This window comes from Pelagicoccus mobilis (assembly GCF_016595505.1).
In the GTDB taxonomy this organism is placed as follows: Bacteria; Verrucomicrobiota; Verrucomicrobiia; order Opitutales; family Opitutaceae; genus Pelagicoccus; species Pelagicoccus mobilis.
Map to the genome: position 1 here is coordinate 23,188 of NZ_JAENIL010000039.1, position 19,897 is coordinate 43,084.

16 protein-coding genes are annotated in these 19,897 nt (G+C 52.2%); 5 read left to right on the forward strand and 11 right to left on the reverse strand.

The window, feature by feature from the left end; all coding sequences use genetic code 11:
* Window positions 1–11: 11 nt before the first annotated feature.
* Window positions 12–1,469 (forward strand): sulfatase, encoded by a 1,458-nt coding sequence (locus tag JIN87_RS19130; protein ID WP_200357219.1) that lies wholly within the window; start codon window positions 12–14, stop codon window positions 1,467–1,469.
* A 288-nt stretch (window positions 1,470–1,757) separates the two neighbouring features.
* Here the strand turns inward: JIN87_RS19130 and JIN87_RS19135 are convergent, their stop codons facing one another.
* The 5 genes from JIN87_RS19135 to JIN87_RS19155 all read right to left on the reverse strand — a co-directional run bounded on the left by JIN87_RS19135 (window position 1,758) and on the right by JIN87_RS19155 (window position 7,926).
* On the reverse strand, window positions 1,758–3,251 hold the full coding sequence (locus JIN87_RS19135) for a sulfatase (RefSeq protein WP_200357220.1): 1,494 nt from the start codon (window positions 3,249–3,251) through the stop codon (window positions 1,758–1,760).
* A gap of 33 nt (window positions 3,252–3,284) precedes the next feature.
* Window positions 3,285–4,862, reverse strand: coding sequence for a LamG-like jellyroll fold domain-containing protein (locus tag JIN87_RS19140; RefSeq protein WP_200357221.1), 1,578 nt, complete (start codon window positions 4,860–4,862; stop codon window positions 3,285–3,287).
* Window positions 4,859–5,383: a sigma-70 family RNA polymerase sigma factor gene (locus JIN87_RS19145; RefSeq protein ID WP_200357222.1), complete on the reverse strand. Its 525-nt coding sequence runs from the start codon at window positions 5,381–5,383 to the stop codon at window positions 4,859–4,861. Before JIN87_RS19145 ends, JIN87_RS19140 begins: the two co-directional genes overlap by 4 nt.
* A 167-nt stretch (window positions 5,384–5,550) precedes the next feature.
* Window positions 5,551–6,468 (reverse strand): aldo/keto reductase, encoded by a 918-nt coding sequence (locus JIN87_RS19150; RefSeq protein ID WP_200357223.1) that lies wholly within the window; start codon window positions 6,466–6,468, stop codon window positions 5,551–5,553.
* Window positions 6,469–6,531: 63 nt separating this feature from the next.
* Window positions 6,532–7,926 carry a PQQ-dependent sugar dehydrogenase gene (locus tag JIN87_RS19155; RefSeq protein ID WP_200357224.1) on the reverse strand — a complete coding sequence of 465 codons (1,395 nt, stop codon included), beginning with the start codon at window positions 7,924–7,926 and terminating at the stop codon, window positions 6,532–6,534.
* Window positions 7,927–8,266: 340 nt separating this feature from the next.
* On the opposite strand from JIN87_RS19155, the gene JIN87_RS19160 reads away from it, so the two are divergent.
* Complete coding sequence (locus JIN87_RS19160; RefSeq protein ID WP_200357225.1) at window positions 8,267–9,175, forward strand: sugar phosphate isomerase/epimerase family protein; 909 nt, start codon at window positions 8,267–8,269, stop codon at window positions 9,173–9,175.
* Window positions 9,176–9,208: 33 nt separating this feature from the next.
* Entirely contained in the window at window positions 9,209–10,105 is an 897-nt protein-coding gene (locus JIN87_RS19165) for a sugar phosphate isomerase/epimerase family protein (protein ID WP_200357226.1), read from the forward strand.
* 4 nt (window positions 10,106–10,109) lie between these two features.
* Here JIN87_RS19165 and JIN87_RS19170 read toward each other — a convergent pair whose 3' ends face one another.
* From JIN87_RS19170 to JIN87_RS19195, 6 genes are all read right to left on the reverse strand, one after another.
* Window positions 10,110–11,447: a glucosidase family protein gene (locus JIN87_RS19170; protein ID WP_200357227.1), complete on the reverse strand. Its 1,338-nt coding sequence runs from the start codon at window positions 11,445–11,447 to the stop codon at window positions 10,110–10,112.
* Between the two features lie 63 nt (window positions 11,448–11,510).
* Window positions 11,511–12,938 carry a sulfatase family protein gene (locus tag JIN87_RS19175; RefSeq protein WP_200357228.1) on the reverse strand — a complete coding sequence of 476 codons (1,428 nt, stop codon included), beginning with the start codon at window positions 12,936–12,938 and terminating at the stop codon, window positions 11,511–11,513.
* A gap of 5 nt (window positions 12,939–12,943) precedes the next feature.
* The gene (locus tag JIN87_RS19180; protein ID WP_200357229.1) at window positions 12,944–14,314 is read right to left on the reverse strand and encodes a FecR domain-containing protein; all 1,371 of its coding nucleotides are present in this window, start codon (window positions 14,312–14,314) and stop codon (window positions 12,944–12,946) included.
* Window positions 14,311–14,910, reverse strand: coding sequence for a sigma-70 family RNA polymerase sigma factor (locus JIN87_RS19185; protein ID WP_200357230.1), 600 nt, complete (start codon window positions 14,908–14,910; stop codon window positions 14,311–14,313). The genes JIN87_RS19180 and JIN87_RS19185 overlap by 4 nt, the downstream gene beginning before the upstream one ends.
* 142 nt (window positions 14,911–15,052) lie before the next feature.
* Window positions 15,053–16,345: a glycoside hydrolase family 99 protein gene (locus tag JIN87_RS19190; RefSeq protein ID WP_200357231.1), complete on the reverse strand. Its 1,293-nt coding sequence runs from the start codon at window positions 16,343–16,345 to the stop codon at window positions 15,053–15,055.
* Window positions 16,346–16,596: 251 nt separating this feature from the next.
* On the reverse strand, window positions 16,597–17,988 hold the full coding sequence (locus JIN87_RS19195) for a sulfatase-like hydrolase/transferase (RefSeq protein WP_200357232.1): 1,392 nt from the start codon (window positions 17,986–17,988) through the stop codon (window positions 16,597–16,599).
* 130 nt (window positions 17,989–18,118) lie between these two features.
* Between JIN87_RS19195 and JIN87_RS19200 the strand changes: the two genes are divergently transcribed.
* Together JIN87_RS19200 and JIN87_RS19205 are read left to right on the forward strand one after the other, a co-directional pair.
* Window positions 18,119–19,306 (forward strand): alpha/beta hydrolase family protein, encoded by a 1,188-nt coding sequence (locus JIN87_RS19200; RefSeq protein WP_200357233.1) that lies wholly within the window; start codon window positions 18,119–18,121, stop codon window positions 19,304–19,306.
* A 142-nt stretch (window positions 19,307–19,448) separates the two neighbouring features.
* Window positions 19,449–19,763 (forward strand): EF-hand domain-containing protein, encoded by a 315-nt coding sequence (locus tag JIN87_RS19205; protein ID WP_200357234.1) that lies wholly within the window; start codon window positions 19,449–19,451, stop codon window positions 19,761–19,763.
* Window positions 19,764–19,897 lie beyond the last annotated feature (134 nt).

Genomic DNA, 19,897 nt, shown 5'->3' on the forward strand with positions numbered 1-19,897 from the left:
GATCCCGATACATGAGATTAGTGCCTGTTATCCTAAGCCTTTCGATTCCCTTTGTTTTTGCATTCGGGAAGAGTGAACAACCCAATGTGCTGTTCATCGTATGTGATGATTTGAATACGCATGTATCGACATCCGGATACGAGCACATAAAGACCCCTGCTTTCGATAAGCTTGCGGAGACTGGTATGACCTTTAATCGAGCATATTGCCAGTATCCCGTGTGTAACTCATCGCGGACTTCTTTCCTGCACAGTCTGTACCCGCAGTCCAGCGGGGTTGTATCCAATAAGGTCGATATCCGTGAGACGCGTCCTGGAACGGTTTCGATGCCTCAGCTTTTTAAGGAAAACGGATACTGGACTGCGGCGACGGGGAAGGTTTATCACAACTTGAAGAGCACTCCCGGCAAGGACACTTGGGATGAAAGCCATTGGTTCGATAATGATGAGATGCCTATGGTGATTCCTGTTCGAGAGGCTTTCGAAAAGAAGCATGGTCCAGTGACTGATCGCAAGAACGTCAAAAAGTGGAAGGAGATTTACTATGACATCGCTACGCAGACCAAGAATCAGAAGCCAGGTTATGGGCCGTCGGGATTGCGAGACGACCAGCACAAGGACGGAAAAAACGCGTTGAAGGTCATTGAGTGGCTTGAGAAGGAAAGTTTCGGAGACAAACCGTTTTTCATTTCGCTAGGGATTCACAAGCCTCATGGACCATTCCTAGCTCCGGATAAGTATTTCGACTTGTATCCAAAAGATGAACTGCAGTTTTCGCTAGCGTCTAAGGATTTCTGGAAGCAAGCCCCTCGAGAAGCAGGTACGAAGCGGTACGAGGGATTCGATTTTGAGTTCGGTGTGGAGAACGATGCACTTCGTCGTGCCAATATGCAGGCCTATCACGCGTGTATTTCTTTCATCGATGCCCAGATCGGGTTGGTGTTGGATGCTTTGGAAGAAACAGGGAAAGCGGACAATACGATCGTAGTCCTCATTTCCGACCACGGTTATCATTTGGGCGATCACTTCATGTGGGGGAAGGTAACCTTGTTTGAGATTTGTGCTCGAGTGCCGATGCTGGTGCGGGCTCCTGGGATTACCCGCCCCGGTTCGAAGAGCGAAGGCTTGGTCGAGCTGCTGGACATTTTTCCAACGCTGACAGAAATTTGTGGGCTCGAAGATCCCGAACACGTGCAAGGGCAGAGCTTTCTCCGGAATATGAAGAATTCTGAGGCCGACGGTAAGGAAGTCGTCTATACCGTAGTCACCCGAGGCAAGAATCTCGGCCAAGCAGTTCGCACTGAACGCTGGCGTTATGCCAAGTGGAGTTCGGGCGAGGAGCTCTATGACCTGAAGAAGGATCCAGGTGAATTGAAAAATCTAGCGGGTTCGCCCGAGCATGCAGGAATCCTGCAAAAGATGAGGAATCATCTGGAGGAGATCGATGCTAGAGCGGGCGAGAAGAGGTAGTTAGCGAGGGGCTGTTTACTCATTCTCTCTGCAGAGTCCGGGACGGCGCCCGGACGCTACCTCAAAGAAAAGGTTCATCACCAAATCCAGTGGATTGCTGTTTGAGGTTAGACTGTTGGTGTTCCCGCTTCAGCGGGCTTATCGGTTTCCGTTGCTTAGGGTTGCCGCCTAAAGGCGGTACTCCAACGGTTGGGTTCTCTTCCAGTGCATTTGGTGATGAACCAAAGAAAAGTAGGGCTTGGGCGCCGTCCCAAGCCTGTTCGTAACGGTTGATCTTCTCCAATGACGCTATTCCCAGCGGAAGGTTTCGCCTTCGATGACGAGCTTCGGTTTGCTGTTGTTGGGCTTGACGAAGTTCTCTGGGGCGGAGGCTTTGAGCTCGGCCTTGATCGAGTCGAATCGACTGTCTTCAGCTAGGTTGTTCCATTCGTGGAAGTCTTTACGGACGTGGTAGAGTTCTTCCAAGCCGTCCTTGTAGTGAATGTAGCGCCAGTCCTGGTTGATGATGGCGTATTCGTTTGGTTCCATTCCAGGGAGGAGTACGTTGCGATCTTCTGCTGTTGAGGGGGTCTCAAGTACGGTGGCGAGCGATTCGCCTTCGAGGCCCTTGTCCTTCTTGAGTCCGCACATTTCTACAAATGTTGGATACATGTCTACCAGACTTGCGGTCGCGTCGACAATCTCACCGTCGGCAACTCCTGGACCAGCCCAGATGAAGGGGACCCCAGAGGTGCGTTGCCAGAGCGTGTGCTTTCCCCAATCGCCTTTCTCCCCTTGATGGTAGCCGTGGTCGCTCCAGAAGACGATTATGGTGTTGTCCTTGTTTGGCCCTTCTTCCAGGGCGTCGAGTAGGCGACCGACCATCGCATCCACATATGAAATACAAGCCATGTAGCCGTGTACTGCGTCTTTCCAGGCGTCTAACTCTACAAGGTAATCGTGGTGCTGAGCCTTGCGGTTTGTCTTTATCTTGCGAATACGTTCGGGCAAGTCCTCGAGGTCGTCGTCTTTGACTTGGGGGAGGACGATGCTATCGCGGTCGTAGAGATCGAAATATTTTTCAGGTGCGTAGTTGGGGAAGTGGGTGGCGTAGAGACCAACGCCGACGAAGAAGGGTTTGTCGTGTTTTTGCTTGAGGAGGTCAGCTGCCCAATTGGTCCAGATGGTATCAACCATCTTTTCCTCGTTTTCGTTTTTCACTTTTCCCCATTCGAGGAACCAGCCGCTGCCGGAGCGGATTTTTTCTTTGTTGTAGATGCTATTTGGGTACGGATTGGGAGCGATGGACTCTGGCGTATTGAGAGTCTCTTTATCCCAGGAGTTGAGGGGCCAGCCGGTTTCGCGTTGCTCTTGGCTGCGTACGAAGAACTCGTCCCAGCCGCGGAGATCGACGTACCCAGCTGGATGGTGGAAGAGTTTGCCAGCTCCGTAGGTGCGGTAGCCCGCTTCTTGGAAGGCGACTTGGAGCGGGCGGATCTCTGGATTCTGGTGGAAATAGGGTTGGTTGCGGTAGCAGCCTGTGGTGGGGGCGTAGCGGCCGGTGAAGATTGCGGAGCGGGAAGGAGCACAGTAGATGCCGCCGGTGTGGGCATTGAGGAAAGTGACACCTTGATCAGCGAGTCGGTCCATGTTGGGCGTGTGAGCTGACTCGAAGCCCATGGGACCGATGCGATCGTTTAGGTCATCCATGGCGATGAAGAGCACGTTTGGCGCTTTCTTGGCGTGAAGAGGGAGGATGGCAAAACCGAGGAGAGCTGCGAGGAGAGTGAGTGTTTTTTTCATATATGCTATGACCAACGGGGTGGTGGATGATGCCTATTGGGGGCTAGATGCGAGAGTCAGAATTTGTTCTGGCGGAAAGGCGATGTCGTGGATGGATAACTCGTCAATCTTGCCATCCCAGAAGCGGCTAGGCTCGAAATTTCCTGCTTCGTCTCTATTGAGAAACGCCCCGATGGAGAGGACTTGGGAGGCGAGTTTCTTGGTTTTCGTGTACGGTTCTTCAGCGACGATGTGACCGTTTCGATAGAGGCGGGCTAGGTTTCCGTCTACGACCAGCGCGATGTGTTGCCATTCGCGTAGGGGCATGGGTGTGGAGTCGGATAGATGAAGCGTCGTGCCGTTGCCGTTGGGAAGGCGGGCTTCCAGGCCGCCGTGGTCCCGAAAGAGTCCAAGCATAAACTGACCGCTTCCGGTTTCATCTTTGGTCTTTGCTATGGTGGCGGAGCGAGCTCGTGAAGTGGCATAGACCCAGGCGGTTACCGTGAACTCGTTGTTGAGCGATCCCGGACAGTCTTCAACGATGGCGTAGGTTCTCTCCGCACCGCCTTTGAAACGAAGTCCCGCGCCGAATCTGCCAGTGCAGAAGGGGGACCCGTGCTCGCTTTGCTGGTGGATGATGCCGTGTTTTGGGGATTCTGTTGGAGCTCTGTCCAACAGTGTTTTTCCGTCCTCGCTGACTGCCATTCGGTAGTAGGCGATAGGGGCTTCTTTTCGGATTTGCTTGAAGTACCGTAGAGGCGGTTCGTCGAGGCTGCGGAGGAAACGTTCGGGATCGAGTTCGATTCCGAAGGGAGCGGTGATGCCGGATTGGATACGGGTGGCTTGGGAGGTGGTAAGGGTGAGAGAGGATTCCTCAGGTGGGGCATCGTGGGGCTTGACCTCTACTTCTCCGCTGAAGACGTGAACTTCGCTTTGGCGCTCTCCGGCGACTTCGATGGCGAAAACGGTGCCGTGATCGACGACTTGAGCGTGAGGTGTATCGATAGTGAAGCCGATGCCCTCGGGGGGAACGTGGGCCGAGAGTTTGCCTTCGTGAAGATGTATTAAGTCGTGCGATACGATTTCAAAGTGAGCCGGAGCTTCGAGGAGGACCTCGACCTTGTTGGATAGAGTGAAGGCGGCGAGGCCTTTAGCGAGGGAGTATTCTCCGGCACGAAGGATCTCGCCTTGGTCAATTGCGATGTTGGTACCGGATACGACGAGTTGCCCTCCGGAGTAACGGTCGATGGAGCCCACGCTTTTACTGGAGAGCCATGCCTTTCTTTCGAGGCTTGGAAGAACGCCTTGGTAAACGAAAAAGCCGACTAGGGCGATGCAGGCTGCTAGGGCGACTATCTTGAGAGCTCTGTGTATGGGGAAAGGAATGACGTTTTTGGCGCCCGGGTTTGACTCGCTCTCGTCGAACTGGCCGGGGAAGGGCAACTGGTCGAGCACTCCGTGTTGCCAGGCTAGGGCGGCGTGCATTTCACAGTGCTGGATGTATTGCTTACGGGCGGCCGGGTCGCTTTTTATGATGAGAGCGAGTTTCCGCTTTTCCTCGGGACTAGCGACGCCATCGATGACGGCTTCCAAGAGGTCGCGAAAATCTACTGGAGTGGATTCGTCGCTCATAGCAGGTCTTCCCTCATGCGGTATTGCACACAGTTGATAAGGTTGGAGCGTGCGCGAAAGAGAGTTTGTTTGATGGCGCTGGCGGCCACGTTGAGTTGTTCGGCGACGGAGTTGATGGAGTACCCTTCGGAGTAACGCCGCCGGACTATGTCGCGTTGACGGTTGGGGAGTTTCTCGAGGCAGAGTTGAAGAGCTCTTTCCTTTTGGTCGAAGTCCGAACTTGAGGTTTCGACTTCGGAAGCCAGGTCTTCGAGATAGTCGCTATCCACGAAGAGTTCTTGTTTGTTCTGTTTCCGTCGGCGGGCGAGGACTTGGTAATAGGCGATTTTGAGCATCCAAGCTCCAAAATTGGTGCCCATCTGAAACTGATCAGATTTCCGCCAGAGCACAATGTTGGTCTCTTGCATCACATCCAGAGCCTCCTGTCTGTCGCCAAGCAGAGAGAAGGCGTAGGCGTAGAGACGGCTCTGGCTTTGGGTGATGAGCTGGATAAATTCTTCTGTAGGTTCCTTGGGGGCCACTGTCGATTGAATGCTTGCTTAGTGGGGAACTCCAAGATACGGCGAAAAGTAACGAAAAATTCTGAGGGAGGAGCTGCTATTTGAGGTCTCGAGACCAGCGATAGCGCATGCTGCTTGGGAATGCAGATGAAGGATCCCGCAGCACGCTGGAGGATGTGCTGCTTGGATCAGGGCACTGGTTGGCCGTTTCGCGCTTCGAGGAGGCGGTACCAATCTTCGCGAGTGTAATCGATCTCGAGAGCTTTCTTGGCGGTGGCGATCCGATCGGGATCGGTCGAGCCGATTATGGGAGCTACTTGCGAAGGCAGTTTCAGGATCCATGCGAGCATAATGATCCAATTCTCGACTCCGTAGATTTCGGACTGGCGGTCGAACTCCTTTTTGATGCGTTCCTCGGTTTCAGGAGTGAAGGTGTTGCCCCAGGCCGGATAGACAACGCCTCCCAGAGGGCACCACGCTTGAGGAGTAATACCGCTTTCAATACATTGGTCTAGGGTGCCATCGAGCAATGTATCGATGTTGTGGATATTGATCTCCACTTGGTTCACGAGGAGCAGTTGTTCGAGGGAAGACTGGAGGAGGGTGAGTTGACTTGGTCGGAAGTTGCTGACTCCAAAGTGCCTTACCTTGCCAGCATGGGTCATTTCGGCAAAGGCGTCCGCGACTTCGTCAGGGTGGAAGAGGTAGTCGGGACGGTGGAGGAGGAGAAGATCGAGAGTATCGATTCCCAGTCGAGAGAGGGTGCCGTCGACGGATTTGAGGATGTGATCCTTGCGGAAATCGTAGCGACCTGGGGAGCTTGGGGCGGGGTTGCCCTTGAAGACCACGCCGCACTTGCTGGTGATGATCAGTTCATCGCGGAGGCCCGGGTTTTCTTTCAGGAATTCGCCGAATAGCGTCTCGCACTCGCCGCCGCCGTAGATGTCGGCGTGGTCGAAGTGATTGTAGCCGGCGTCGAGAGCCGCTTGCAGCGCCTTTTTTCCTTTGGCCTTACTGTCGGCGGATTGGTCACCTACGATGCGCATGCAGCCGTAGATGAGGCGGGTTGATTGGAGAACGCTATTTCCGAGTGCGATTTTTTCCATGGTCCTTGAATGCTGTTGGTGAGAATAGGTGAATCGATGGTATCTGCTTTGGGAGTGGGAAGCTTAGGGATTGGGGATTAGCCGAACGACCGCATGCGGTTTGTTTAGGGCTAGGTAGAGAGCTCCGTCGGGGCCGGTTTCGATATCGCGGATACGGCCTTTTATTTTAATGACGATCTCGTCGGATAGGACTTGGCCGTCTTTTACGTCCAGACGGTGCAGCTCGTGGGCGGATAAGCCACCGACGAAGAGATCGTGTTTCCAGAGTGGGAAGAGGTCACCGAGGTAGAAGTTGATGGAGCTGACTCCGATGGAAGGCGTCCAATGGTGTTTGGGGTCCTCAAGGCCCGGTGCGGTAGGTTTTTCTGAAATGGGCGTTCCATCGTAGTTGATTCCGTAGGACACGATGGGCCAGCCGTAGTTGATGGCAGGACGGATAAGATTGATTTCATCGCCTCCGCGAGGGCCGTGTTCTGAGGACCAGATTTCGCCGGTGATTGGATGGATGTCTAGGCCTTGGGGGTTGCGGTGTCCAAAGGACCATATGCTGGGGTAGACGTTTTTCTGCCCTACGAAAGGGTTGTCGGGAGGAATGCGGCCGTCATCGAATACGCGGTGAATCTTTCCGTTTGGCAGGGTGTTGTCTTGGGCCATTTCGCCTTGATTGCGTTCGCCGATGGTGAAGTAGAGGTAGCCTTGTTCGTCGAATATCATGCGGGAGCCGAAGTGAGGGCCGGATTTGATGTAGTGTTCGAATTTCGCTTCGAAGATGACTTCTTCATTGGTCCACTTGCGGCCTTTTATTTTCCCCCGGACGATTTTTGTCATCCCATGGTCTCGGCCATCCATCTGGCCACCCATATGAGCGAAGGAGAGGTAGATCCATCCATTCTTTTCGTAATTGGGGTGCAGCGCGACTTCCAGCAATCCACCTTGTCCATATTCCCAAACCGTGGGGATGCCTTTAATGGGGGCAGACAGTTTTCCGTTTTTGAAAATTCGCAAGCTTCCCGGACGTTCGGTGACGAGGATACCTCCGTCGGGCAGGAAGGCGATGGACCAAGGGGTATCCAGCCCTAGGTCTTCCGGGATGACAGCTTCCATCTTGAAAGAGTACCCGCCACCTTCGTAAGTAGTATTCAAGTTTTGGGCGCTCTTGCTCTTTTTGCGGGAGGAGTTCTTGTAGCGGACTTCGCCGATATAAATCTCCATGGCGCGGATCTCGGAAGCGCTTAAGGCGTCAGCGAAGGGGGGCATCCCTACGGCGGCATTGCCGTTTTGGACATGCTCGACGAAGCTTAAGTCGGGCCCGATGTGTTTCCATTCGCCGGTGATTAATGATGAGCCCAGTCCGCCTTCCATGTTTTCGCCGTGGCAGCTAGCGCAGAGTTGTTTGTATTGCTCGACGACTTTGCCCGTGGTGATGCGGCCTTGGGCGTACAGTGCGGAAGGGAGCATTAGAAGGAGTAGAATGGGAGCAATGGCTTTTCGCATGAAGAAGGCTAGGACTGGTCTACAGGGATACTCCGAATAGTGAGAAATGGTAACGTCGTTTTTTCGACTTAGGCTTGGAAGGTCGCCGTACGGAGGGAGCAAATTTTGTTATTTTCCGTTACCTTTGGCGCTTCGCTGGCGTTTCCCTTGGAAAAGAACCTTTAAACGAAACCTTGAGATTCTCAAAGCCTTCAGGACAGGTGTTGTATTTCACTCCTTGGGCTTTGTGATCGACTCAACAGCCGTGGCGTATCCAAGAATTCGAAACACTCGACGGATATCGTGATACCAACGATATGATTTTATGAAAAAGAAAACCTATTTAGGGCTCCTTGCATTGGTTGCGGTGGTCGCGGTCGCGTGGACTATTCAAGCACGTTCGGAAAAGACGCCGAGATCCTTGTATGTTTTTGAGTTTGGGGGACTTGAGCACTTGGAGGCAGAAGGCTCAGCGGAGCTGGTATCCGGTTTGGGGTATTCGGGCATTGCTGTGCACGCTCGTGGCGATGCAGGTCGGGAGCGTCTGGATACGTATCATGAGTGGAGTCGTCGCTCAGAGGGCGACTTTAAGGTAGAGGCGGCATTCATGTCTCATCGATTCGATAGAGTGGGGCTTTCCGATACGGAGTTGAAAGCGGCGATCGATCGAATGGAAGGCAACGGTGGACGCGTTTGGGTTTGGTTGAGAGATGCGAAACCGGACGGACGTTTTACTGCTAAAGTCCTTGAGGACTTTATTGTGGGGATTGCAGATTATGCCCAAACGAAGGGGGTGGAGGTGGTCATCTATCCGCACTACGACACTTTTTTCGATACGACCGATGATGCCTTAGATTTTTTGGAGAAGGTCGATCATCCTTCCTTGAGCACCGCGATTAACCTTTGCCACGAGTTGATTGCAGATAAGGGGGATGTCTTGGAGCAGACGTTTGAAAGGGCGAAGGGACGGATTTCTGCGATCATGATCTCAGGCGCCTTGACTGAAGTGGATCGTTCGAGCGCGAAAGGTAAGAGCGGTTCTACCATCCTGTCATTGGATGAAAGTGTTTACGACTTGAGGCCGTATATGCGGCTTATCAAGGAGAGCGGCTTTGAAGGACCGATCGCTTTCATCAATTTCAATCTTCAAAATCCGGCTGACCATTTAGAGCGTTCGATGATCCGCTGGAAAGAGCTTTGCGAGGAAATCGGTCTGTATGAGCTTGATGGGTGATATGGCTTCAGACCTCAAATTGAAGAGAATTGCGTGATGAAGGAATTGAGAGTTTTTATTGTTGTTTTTGTTTGTCTGTTGGCTGCGGGTTACGGCTTTTCTAAGTCAAACGAAGGGACCAGAATCAAAGGGCTTTATACTTATGATTTCGGAGGCTTGGAGACGATGGAAGTGGAAGCGGTTGTCGACTTGTTGGTTGATCTAAAGTACTCGGGGATAGTGGTTAATGGCAGGGGGGAGTCTTCTTTGAGGAAATTTGATGAATATATGGAAATGAGTGAAAAACATGGAGATGACTTTCGTGTTCATGCCATGTATTTGACTCATCCGTTTGGTAAGTATGGTTTTTCGGATACGGATCATCGAGCGGCAATTGATCGTATCGCAGGAAAGGGTGTGGATCTATGGGTTTGGGGACGAGACAAGAAGAGCGGAAGCGTCACTGACGAACAGGTCGAGAAGTGGGTGAGAGGCATCGTAGAATATGCGGCTTCGAAGAAGGTGAAGGTGGTTCTGTATTCCCATTATGGAACGTATTTTCCAACTGCTTTGGACGCATTGCCGCTAGTGAAGAAAATCGACAGTCCGTTTCTGGGACTTTCCATCAATCTGTTTCATGAAATTAAATCCGGAGCAGATTCTGTTTTTGCTGAAACCTTTGAGCAGTCGGGAGATTATATTTCGACCGTGATAATTTCCGGGTCGACTGTCGGGGCGGATGGAGACAATTCGGGAGCGGAGAGCACTTCTTTAGAAGAAAGTGAATACGATTTACTTCCGTTTGTGAAGCTGATCAGAGAGCACAAAACTCCTAGCCAAATCGGATTTGTGAACTTCAAGCTAACTGAAGAACCAGAGGTTTACTTGAAAAGGTCTATGGACAGATGGGTGGAACTCTGGGGCGATGCGGGGTCTCTGATCTATGACTGAAAATTCAGGAAGCTGACTTTACCTCGCTATTTTGTTCAGCCCATTTTCGCAATTCTGTGATGGCTTCGATCAAGACGCCGGCGGAGGCTCTGAAATTCGCTCCGTGTGGCTGGTTGTCTCGGCTCCACCATTCGTAGAACCCGTCGTGTTCGATCACCCGATCCAGCATCGGTTCGAGTTCGGTCATGGCTTCTTCTGCAAATCCGTTTCGGGCGAGTTGGCGAATCATGCGTGCTCCAAACCAAGTCCAATCACCACCGTTCATGTAATACCATGGGCGTTGTGAGGCGCTTTTGAAAAAGCCCTCCGGATAAATCGGATACACAGTGAGCCCGATACTTGGGGCTCCTGATTCCTCAACGTTTTCTCTCATTCGTTTTAGTGATGCGGAGATTTCATCAGGAGTTAAGAGTCCTGCTCTAATTGCGACTGCGGTTCCGCCGTGATAGAAAATCTGGTTTTCGTCATAGTCAGCCGGAAAGGGGGAACCTTCTTCCAGGTAAAGATGGGGGATGAACTTCTTAGAGGCTTCATCCCAAAGATGCTTCCGGACGGCGGCATGTAAGTCTTTGTGGATACTTGTCCATTTTGCTTTTTGAGTGGGAGAGTCCTTCGCTACCGTCGATAGGTATGAGTCGATAGCGATCATGAACAGTGCGTTGCTGTAAATGTTGACTGCTCGGTGGGTGTCTAAGTCGAGTTCTACTCCTTTGGGGCTCTCTGCTTGCACGTCACCCCAGTCGATTGTGGTGCCGCCCCAAATGAGTCCGTATTTACTGGCGAAGCGGTACTTTAGGGGGAACCTCAAAGCCATTTCTAATCGTTCGCGTACTGGAATGTCACGGACGACTTCGTCTAGGATGGAGCTATCATTCGTGTATTGGATGTACAGCGACACCGCTTGTACGAGTGAACTCTCCTGGTCGGTTTCTACGCTATTTTTGTGGGCCTTGAGGTTGGGGCGAGTTGGCGTGTAGCGGTAAACGCGTTGGTATTTTTTGAGTCTGCCTTCATCGCGGGATACGAAGCCGTCGACGATGTTACCGTCCTGACCCTGAAAGTGGAAGAAAGTGAGCAGCGCGTCTCGAACCGCGTCTTGAGGGGCGACTTCTAGAAGGGGAACAATGAAGGTATTCAGATCTCGGATCCAAACCTGATCGTATTTGTCGCCTGCGTTCATTCCGGAAGAAAGCAGATCGTAGCCCATTTGCGTCACTTTTTCGAGACGCTCATCCTGCAGGATTTTTTGGGCCAACTCCTGGTTGATGCTATTTGAAGGGGCAGCTAGGGCGATGCTCGCGAGGAAAGTGGAGAAAGTTGTGAATAGGGCTCTGACTATCATGTTTGGTCGTAGCTTGTAGTTTTGGAGGTCCAAGCACTGTATGGCCGTCGGGGACGACGGCCGCTACCTCTTCGTCCAACGTTCGATCCAGTACCCATATTCGGGGCGTTTGGACCATTCTTCGAAGTAGGGGGCGAAAATTTTGCTTTGAGCCCAATGCATGGGTTCAGGATCCGGTGTGGTGAGTTTGCCTTCCGGGTAGTCTTTCCCTTCGGCACTGCGGTCTACGCTCTGGTTCCATTTTCTGAATACTCGGATGAGGCGTTTTGCGACCTTGGGCTTTTCCGCGACGAGGTTTGTTGTTTCGCTGGGATCCTTTTCGAGATTGTAGAGGGCGAATTCTCCTCCCTCGTAGTCGAGGGAGATTAACTTGTAGTTTCCGTCGATCAAAGCGCCGCGACCGATGTGCCGGAAGGGAATGGGGTGTTTTCGTTCAAACGATTTGCCGTTAATCAATGAGCTAAGGTCGGAGCCGTCGCTAGGCTGAAGCATGTCCTCTTTGTTTGCTGCAACTAGGGTGGCGATGGTTGGAAAGATATCCATGGTGGCGGTCGGTGTTTTTGTTGCGGAGCCCTTTTTTATCACGGCGGGCCATTCGATGATGGCTGGAACGCGGATCCCTCCTTCGTAGAGGCTGCCTTTGAAACCGCGGAGTCCGTTGACTGTTTCGGGGCCCATGCTCTTGAGCCCTCCGTTGTCGCTGCAGAACCAGACGATCGTATTGTCGGCGATTCCTAGATCACGGAGTCCTTTGCGAAGGGTGCCGATACTGCGGTCCATGGCGATGATTTCGCCGTATTGGTTTTTCTTGTCTTCTTCGTGATTCGAGAAGCGGGCAGCGTCCTCGTCGAATGCCGTGAATGGGCTGTGTGGCGTTCCGTACCAGATGACACTGAAAAAGGGGCGGTTCTTGTCCTTTCGTTTTTTGATGAACTGTAGTGCTTGATCTACTACGACTTCAGAGGAATCTCCTTGGAAATCTTCAAACGCTCCCTCTCGACTCATCAGCGGATTTAGATCGAAAAAATTGGAAGTAGTGAGCCAATGCTGGAAACCGAAGTGACCCGGGTGGTAGGGATCGTTTTCAAGAAGCGGAATCCCTGGCCCCCGCAGGGCGTTTAGGTGCCATTTACCGAAGTGTGCGGTTTCGTATCCAATATTTGCGAGCGCGGTGGCGATTGTCTTTTCCTGTCGGCGCAGGGCGTAGCCGTGACTGATGGCCCCCGTGCGATCGTTTGAGCGACCGGTAAGCACGCTGGCACGAGTGGGGGAGCAAACCGGGGCTCCTGCGTAGAATCGGTCGAAGCGCAGGCCGTTAGCGGCCATGGCGTCGAGGTTCGGCGTTTCGAGGTCGGGATGGTCGTAGTAACCGACTTGTCCCCAACCTAGATCGTCCGCCATGACGAGAATGATATTGGGTCGCTGCTTGCCGCCGTAGCTAAGCGAGCAGAGACAAAACAGGAGGGCGAGGAGGCCCAAACGTTGTAACATTGGGATTAGTTTTCGGTATTCGCTTGGGCGAATTGTTGCACGTTCTCTCTCACGGCGATTCCGTACATCGCTCGGAACAGTCTACCCTCCGATTCTGGGACCCTGGATTCACCCATGTTCAAGGTTTCGCCAGGAGAGAGGTCCTTGCTCCACACTTTGTATCGAACATAGAAATACCCTTGATTATCGGGGAGGATGTCCTGGACGATCATGACGGGGCGCCAAGGACCGGAACGTACTACCATATCGGTTTCGGTGAAATTCTCCGAGAGCCACTCTGGGGTCGGATAACGCTCGTCGAATATGACATAAACCTTGGACGGATTCTTAACATCCAGACTGATGTTAAGGTCTCTCTCCAAACGGTCCTTATAGAACGTTTGAATCAGGTCTGCACCTTGTAATTCGGTGGGGAACTCTTGATCCGCATCGCTCTTCCAGCGCACGGTGGGGTGGGTGGTATAGGAGTGAACACCTTCGCGCAGTCCACCGCTTAAAATGCCATAGTAGCGAAGTGATTCATCAGTCGTGAAGTCGTCGCGAATGTTTATGTTGTCCGCGAAGATAGCAGATGAATCGGAGATCTTGTCCTGATCAGCGATGTTGATGGACATGAGGCGAGACGATTTCCCGTTGGAAGCGACTTGAACGCCTTCACCTTGCGTGAGCAGTCTTGGGTTTTTGACTTCCTTATTCGAGTGGACTTCTACTTCGCCTGAGAATACGGCTACCTTTGCTTCTGAGTCGTCGCCGATTTCGACACCGAATTCAGTGCCGAGATCGACGATCTCCGCGCTATCGGTTACCACAGTGAATCCTTTGCCGAGAGGACCGACGTCTACATTGAGGCGTCCCGAGTCGAGGCGAAAGCGTTGATCGCTAACAAACTCGCCCTTCGCGGGACCGTACATGTCGAACACGACGCCCTTGGGCAGTTCGAGACGGACCCAACCGCTTGCGATTTGCAGTTCATTCAAACCGATCTTGTCGCCGACTTCGAAGGGTTGATCTTCGACGTCCTTTAGGTCTATGACCTGGGCGGTTATTGCGGATTCAGCGGGTGTCTTCTTGGGATAGAAAGTCCAAAGTGTGAGAGCGATCGTGGCGCAAGCAGCGGTGGCTACGGACCATTTTGCGAATTGGATGAGCTTGGATGGCTTCGGCTTATTGAGGGGAGGGAGTTCTAGCAGGCCTTCCTTTTGAGCCTCGAAAATGGGGGCGTTGTCTTCAATGACCACACAGACCCGCATGTATTCGAGAAATTCCTCTCGCAGGTTTGGGTCCTTGGAGAGGCGCTCGTCAAGTACGCTAAATTCCTCCGGCGAAATGGTGCCGTCTACGTACTTTGCGAAAAGTTTGGAGGGTTCGAGGGTCATTGGTAGCTTTCGGTGGCGAGCGTCCGTTTTGCGCATTTTACCAGGCTGAGGCGGATGCGATGCATCCATTGGTAGAACGCGTTCAGGGTCTTTCCGGTGCGGGTGGCGAGTTCCTGGGGCTTGTTACGTGCAGTGTAGGCCTCGAGGAGCAGGTCCCGGCGGTCTTGGGGCAGCTTTTTCAGGCAGCTTTCTAAGGCGTATTGGAGTTTCTCGAGATGAGGCTCTTTCTCCTCCGCCTCGCTGCTGAGCATTTCGTGGAGAGTATCGGAAAATACGTGCCGGTCGCGGGCTTTGTCGCGGCGCCAGCTGAGGACTTCGTAACGAGCGACCGTCATGGCCCAGCGTTTGAAGTGGGCGTGGATGTCTTCGACTTCGAGTTCGGCCGCTTTGTATTCAGGGTGCTTTTCGACAAATACGTGGAAGCGTCTCCAGAGGACTACGGCGGTGTTCTGAGCGATCTCCGAGGCGTCGCGTTGGTTGGGTACTAGACTGCGAACGAATGCACGGATAGTCGGCTCACTCGCACTGTAGAGTTGGAGAAAATCTTCGTGGTCGTGAGATTGCATCGATTGGCTTTCCTGTCGTTGGGATTTCATATCGTTTGCGGTCTCTGTAAACCAATTCCGGAAACTTCCGTTTCTTTAGGCAAAAAAATAGGCCACCGGGCTTTTTTTCCGCGGTGGCTCTATGGATACCGAGAGAGGTAGCAGCTATCCCGAGAATTCGTTAAGAGTTGCCTTAATGGGAGGCTAGCTTGAGTCCGCCCTCTTGTTCGGCGATGGCGCTTTTCAGCTCGCGTGACATGTCTCCTGTAAGTCGAAGATAGTAATCGTTCGGAATTTGTTCGGCGATCACGTCGTTCTGGCTTTTTTCTCTGCCGATCTCTTTATCCCATTTAAGGATCGCTGTGCCGTTGTGCAACCCATCGAAGGAGGCGATCATGAGCATATCGCACTCAGCTCTTTTGAGACCCATAAACTGGGCCCAGAGAAATTTCCCGTGGCGACGGGGCACGACAACTCCATCTCTAACACGGCTGAAACCTGGGAAGGCGACGGGGAGATAGTCGATGTCCTTGGCGTCGCACCATTCTTTCTCGTGGGACCATACTCGTCTCGCGAACTTGAGGGCTTCCTTTGGAGTCTTGTACTTTCCAATTGAGCGAGGGCTCAGGACATCCGCTTTTTCCATGATCTTGAGCGTGCTTGCGTCCGTGATGAGCTCGCCTTGCTCGTCTTTCCAGTTAGCTGTGGTTCCGATCATCACCGAACATCCCTGCTCTTTTATGAAGTCGACGAATCGCTCGAATTCGGCGAGGGAGAAATCTTGCTTGTACTTTCCTATGCCTGAGATGGCTACTAGCGGTTTGCCTCGGTGCCACAGATAGGCTTCGTCCTTGGTGATCTGTTCTGATTTGGCTAGATGCGTCCAATCTTTGATGAGGGTATCGATACGTCCGGATTGTAGCCCACTGAGATCGTAGTGGAGGGCGTAGGCTCTGCCGGTTTCTTTGGCGCTTGTACGGACGTTTGAAAGAACGGTGTTCGTGTGCGCTCGGGAGACTTCTGATCCGAAGTCCAATGCGTACCGTTTAACAAATGCTCCATCAATTCCGTACTCTTCCATCCACTCGAAGTGGCGCTGGACAGTTTCGGGCTGTAACGAGCTGAAGAGCTCGACTGGACTGCCGTCCGCTTTGGTGAGTCCGGTGGGAAATCGTTCTTCTGGGCCGAATTCTGAGAGGTCTGGAAAGAACTCCACAGAGACATTATCCGCCTCGAGAGGTTTGTGTTTATCCTGAGCCCAGTGTGTCCAACCTCTACCGCTTCCGTCTTGGTCGGTGTTGTACCATCCGATGTAGGAAACCATTACTTTTCCCTTGAGTGTGGATTTATCGACGTGGTGAATGGATGGGATATGAGGGGACGAGGCTCGGGTGGAAGTCTCGGTATCGGAAGAGCCGGCGAAGGGGGCACTTGCGCAAACGCAAAACAGGCTTGCGAGAGAGGTAAGCGACTTGGCTGAACTCATAGGCGGGGTAGGCTAGTTTTTGATATCGGTTTGGTTTTTCGGGGACAATTCTGCGTACACCAGAACGGTCCCGCTGCGGGGTAAGGAATTATAGTAATTCTATAGCTAGTTAGAAATAGTAGGATTTCGAGAATGGGGTAGGTTTCCCGGTTAACTAACTCGATTTATGTGGGTGAGTTGGGATGTTTCGATTATTTAAATAGCAGAGGTTTAGGGTTGTTCAATTTCTAAACTAAATGTTTTCACTAGTCTCAATTGAGCTCCGGCATGCTAGCGAGGAAGCGTTCGTACTTCTTGCGGAGCCGACTCACGACTTCTGGATACTCTTTAGCCAAGTCCGTCATCTCGGCCGGATCCCTTGCTAGATTGAAAAGAGGGAGAGGATTCTCGAAACGCTCAGGCGGAATACCGGGATATTGCGTTGTCTTTGGCTGCTCTGCCTGGGCGAGTATGGTGGTTCCGTTGGGCCATCTGGGATCGACCCAGTCGGGATCTCGGTCACGGGCGGAGAGGTAGTTGGGCTCGTTGAGGTAGAGCTTCCAGTCGCCATCTCGGATGGTGATGACCTTTTCGCCGTGGGAGCTGAAGATCGGGGCGTGCTTCTTCGTTTCTCCCTTTAGAAGGGCGACCGCGTTTTCGCCATCGAGTTTACGGTCTATCGGTATTTCGATTCCGCTTAGGTCCAAGAGGGTCTCGAAAAGGTCGAGTGACCAGAAGGGGGTATCGACGACTGTTCCCTTGGGAAAGGCTTTCGGGTAGCGAATCAGGAAGGGAACTCGCAGGCCGCCTTCCCAGGGAGTGGCTTTTTTTCCTTTGAAGCCGCCGGTGCTGCCTCCGAAGTGTGGGCCGTTGTCGGAGGTGAAGATGACGATGGTGTTGTCGAGAATGTCGTGCTTCTCGAGCGTTTTCATGACTTCGCCAACTGACCAATCCAGCTCGCGAATCACATCTGCGTAAAGATCGTCTGGTGTTTCGGGCGTGTAGAATTTTTTGGATACAGCCAGAGGCTTGTGCGGCATGGAGTGGGCGAGGTAGAGAAAGAAAAGAGAGTCCTTGTTTTCGTCGATGAACTCAACGGCTCGGTCGGTGTACTTTTTTGTGAGATTTCGCTGGTCGATTGGGTTCTCGTCCACCGTTTCGTTCACCATAGTCTGAATGGGCAGCATATCGTTGGAATAGAGGATCCCGTAGTAGGAATCGAAGCCGTTACGAGTAGGTAGGAACTGGGCTTGGTGGCCGAGATGCCATTTTCCGACGAGTGAGGTCTGGTAGCCTGCTGCTTGGTAAACTTCGCCGAGCGTTCGTTCCTCGTCTGGGATTCCGACAGCATCCGCTTCGGGAGTTGTGTCAGGATGAGGATTGCGGATCATGCCGTGACGCAAGGGGAATCGGCCTGTGAGCATGGATGCTCGTGAGGGAGCGCAATAGGGGACGACAACATGGTAGTCGGTGGCAAGGGTCCCCTCCGCGCCGATACGGTCGATTTCAGGAGTATCGTAAGCCGTCTGACCGTAGGAGGAGAGGTCGCCATAACCGAGGTCGTCGGCGACGATTAAGACGACGTTGGGCTTGTTCGCTTCAGCAAAAGTGAATGCTGAAGATAGGAGTGCGAGCAGGGTGAAAAGATTCTTAGCGAACGGCATCGTTAATTGAGAGGGGTGCTTTCTTGTTCCACTCCAGAGGAGGTTTGAATTTAACGCATGTATTGGAGTGGATATCGTAAAATTTCAGGTGTAGAGGGAGTTTGGTGGGTGAATGCTAGATCTTGCTAAGATGATTTTGCGAATCCGATTTATCACTGTCGCGCTCGGATTTGGGGTCCTAGTGATAGCTCAGGTTGTTGAGGCGCAGGTAAAAGCGGATGATCTAGAGGAGATTGACCCGATGTTGCGACGAGGACGCGCTCAAACGGTCGAAGAGTCGCGGCAAGAGTTGGAATCGTTTAAAGCGACTTATTCGAACTTGGACGAGTGGGAGCAACGGAAGCGGACGATACAAAAAGGAATTCTTGAAGGGGCAGGTTTGAGTGAGCTCCCTAAGCGCTCACCATTGAACGCGAAATTCACCGATAAGCGGATCTATGATGGTTACTCTGTGGAAAGTGTCGCTTTCGAAAGTTCGCCTGGATTCTTTGTAACCGGTTCGCTGTATTTGCCAACGAACTACAATGGCGAGCTAGCGGGAATTCTCTGTCCGCACGGACATGGCGGGCGTTTTAATGCAAATCGGCAAACACGTTGTGCGGTCTTCGCTAAAATGGGCGCTGCGGTCTTCCAGTACGACATGGTGGGTTACGGGGACTGGAAGGAAGCTGGGTGGAATCATAAGAAAGCTCCCGAAGTGCTTCGATTGCAGATTTGGAATAGTATCCGGGCTTTGGATTTTCTAGAGTCATTGCCTCGTGTTGATTCGAAGCGACTCGCTGTTACGGGGAATTCAGGAGGGGGCGCACAGTCGTTTATATTAGCTGCAGTGGATGATCGTGTGGCGGTAAGCATCCCTTCCTGCCAAGTCTCGGCCTTCTTTTTTGGAGGGTGCAAATGCGAGAGCGGCATGCCGATTCATCAGAGCGCGTTTCATAAAACCAACAATGCTGAGATCGCCGCCCTCGCTGCCCCAAGGCCGCAGTTGTTGCTTTCGAATGGCAGTGATTGGACACGGCATACGCCTAAGCTTGAGTTTCCGTATGTGAAACAGGTCTATGAGCTTTACGGTGCGGAGAACTCGATTGGGAACGCTCACTTTGCTGAGGAGGGCCACGATTATGGTCCATCAAAGCGGCAGGCTGCCTATCCGTTTTTGATCAAACATCTCGGTTTGGATCCGAGCGAAGTATCCATTGTGGATGGCGAGGTAGATGAGTCGTTCGTTAAAATCGAAACGAGGGAAGAAATGCTGGTTTTTGGTGAGAGTAATCCGTATCCAAAAAATGCTGTCGAACCGAATACCGCATTGCCTTGATGCGAGCTAGTTGGAAAAGAGATTAATAGATGAAGCAGTGATTCTGTTAAAAGAATCCGTAAGAATCGTGGAGCGTGTGGAGTTCGTGCAGTGAAGCAGGTGAAGTGTTCCTGCTCCAATAACCTCTATCCCTTCTTAGATTATGAAAAAGATCACCCGTTACCTCCTCGCTGCTTTGCTTGTCTTATCGACTGCCTCCCTAGGATTTTCGGCGTCTAAGCGCCAACAAGCTATGTTTAAAAATGGCGATGCTGATGGAGATGGTTTCTTGAGCCAAGAGGAGTTCGTTGCTGTCAAGGTAAAGCGCGGCAAGAGCACCGCGAAAGAGAAGGGCAAGGAGTTTGACGCTAAGCAACGTGCTAAGGGTTTTGCCAAGGGGTTTTCGAAAATTGACAAGGACGGCGACGGGAAGCTTTCGGAAGACGAATTCTATGCTTCATTCCAAAAGAAGAAGTAACTGATCGAGGTCGTTCGTTTTTAAGGTAAGTAAGGAGAGCGTCTCACGATTGTGAGGCGCCTTTTTGTTGGTCGGGTTTTAAGGAGCGAAAGGGGACTACCTTAGAAAACTAAAAAAAAACAAAAAAGGGCATA

Excerpts from the sequence above, each read along its gene's own strand:
- JIN87_RS19130 (WP_200357219.1), top strand. The coding sequence starts at position 12 with ATGAGATTAGTGCCTGTTATCCTAAGCCTTTCGATTCCCTTTGTTTTT.
- JIN87_RS19135 (WP_200357220.1), bottom strand. The coding sequence starts at position 3,251 with ATGAAAAAAACACTCACTCTCCTCGCAGCTCTCCTCGGTTTTGCCATC.
- JIN87_RS19140 (WP_200357221.1), bottom strand. The coding sequence starts at position 4,862 with ATGAGCGACGAATCCACTCCAGTAGATTTTCGCGACCTCTTGGAAGCC.
- JIN87_RS19150 (WP_200357223.1), bottom strand. The coding sequence starts at position 6,468 with ATGGAAAAAATCGCACTCGGAAATAGCGTTCTCCAATCAACCCGCCTC.
- JIN87_RS19155 (WP_200357224.1), bottom strand. The coding sequence starts at position 7,926 with ATGCTCCCTTCCGCACTGTACGCCCAAGGCCGCATCACCACGGGCAAA.
- JIN87_RS19160 (WP_200357225.1), top strand. The coding sequence starts at position 8,267 with ATGAAAAAGAAAACCTATTTAGGGCTCCTTGCATTGGTTGCGGTGGTC.
- JIN87_RS19170 (WP_200357227.1), bottom strand. The coding sequence starts at position 11,447 with ATGATAGTCAGAGCCCTATTCACAACTTTCTCCACTTTCCTCGCGAGC.
- JIN87_RS19175 (WP_200357228.1), bottom strand. The coding sequence starts at position 12,938 with ATGTTACAACGTTTGGGCCTCCTCGCCCTCCTGTTTTGTCTCTGCTCG.
- JIN87_RS19180 (WP_200357229.1), bottom strand. The coding sequence starts at position 14,314 with ATGACCCTCGAACCCTCCAAACTTTTCGCAAAGTACGTAGACGGCACC.
- JIN87_RS19185 (WP_200357230.1), bottom strand. The coding sequence starts at position 14,910 with ATGAAATCCCAACGACAGGAAAGCCAATCGATGCAATCTCACGACCAC.
- JIN87_RS19190 (WP_200357231.1), bottom strand. The coding sequence starts at position 16,345 with ATGAGTTCAGCCAAGTCGCTTACCTCTCTCGCAAGCCTGTTTTGCGTT.
- JIN87_RS19195 (WP_200357232.1), bottom strand. The coding sequence starts at position 17,988 with ATGCCGTTCGCTAAGAATCTTTTCACCCTGCTCGCACTCCTATCTTCA.
- JIN87_RS19200 (WP_200357233.1), top strand. The coding sequence starts at position 18,119 with ATGATTTTGCGAATCCGATTTATCACTGTCGCGCTCGGATTTGGGGTC.
- JIN87_RS19205 (WP_200357234.1), top strand. The coding sequence starts at position 19,449 with ATGAAAAAGATCACCCGTTACCTCCTCGCTGCTTTGCTTGTCTTATCG.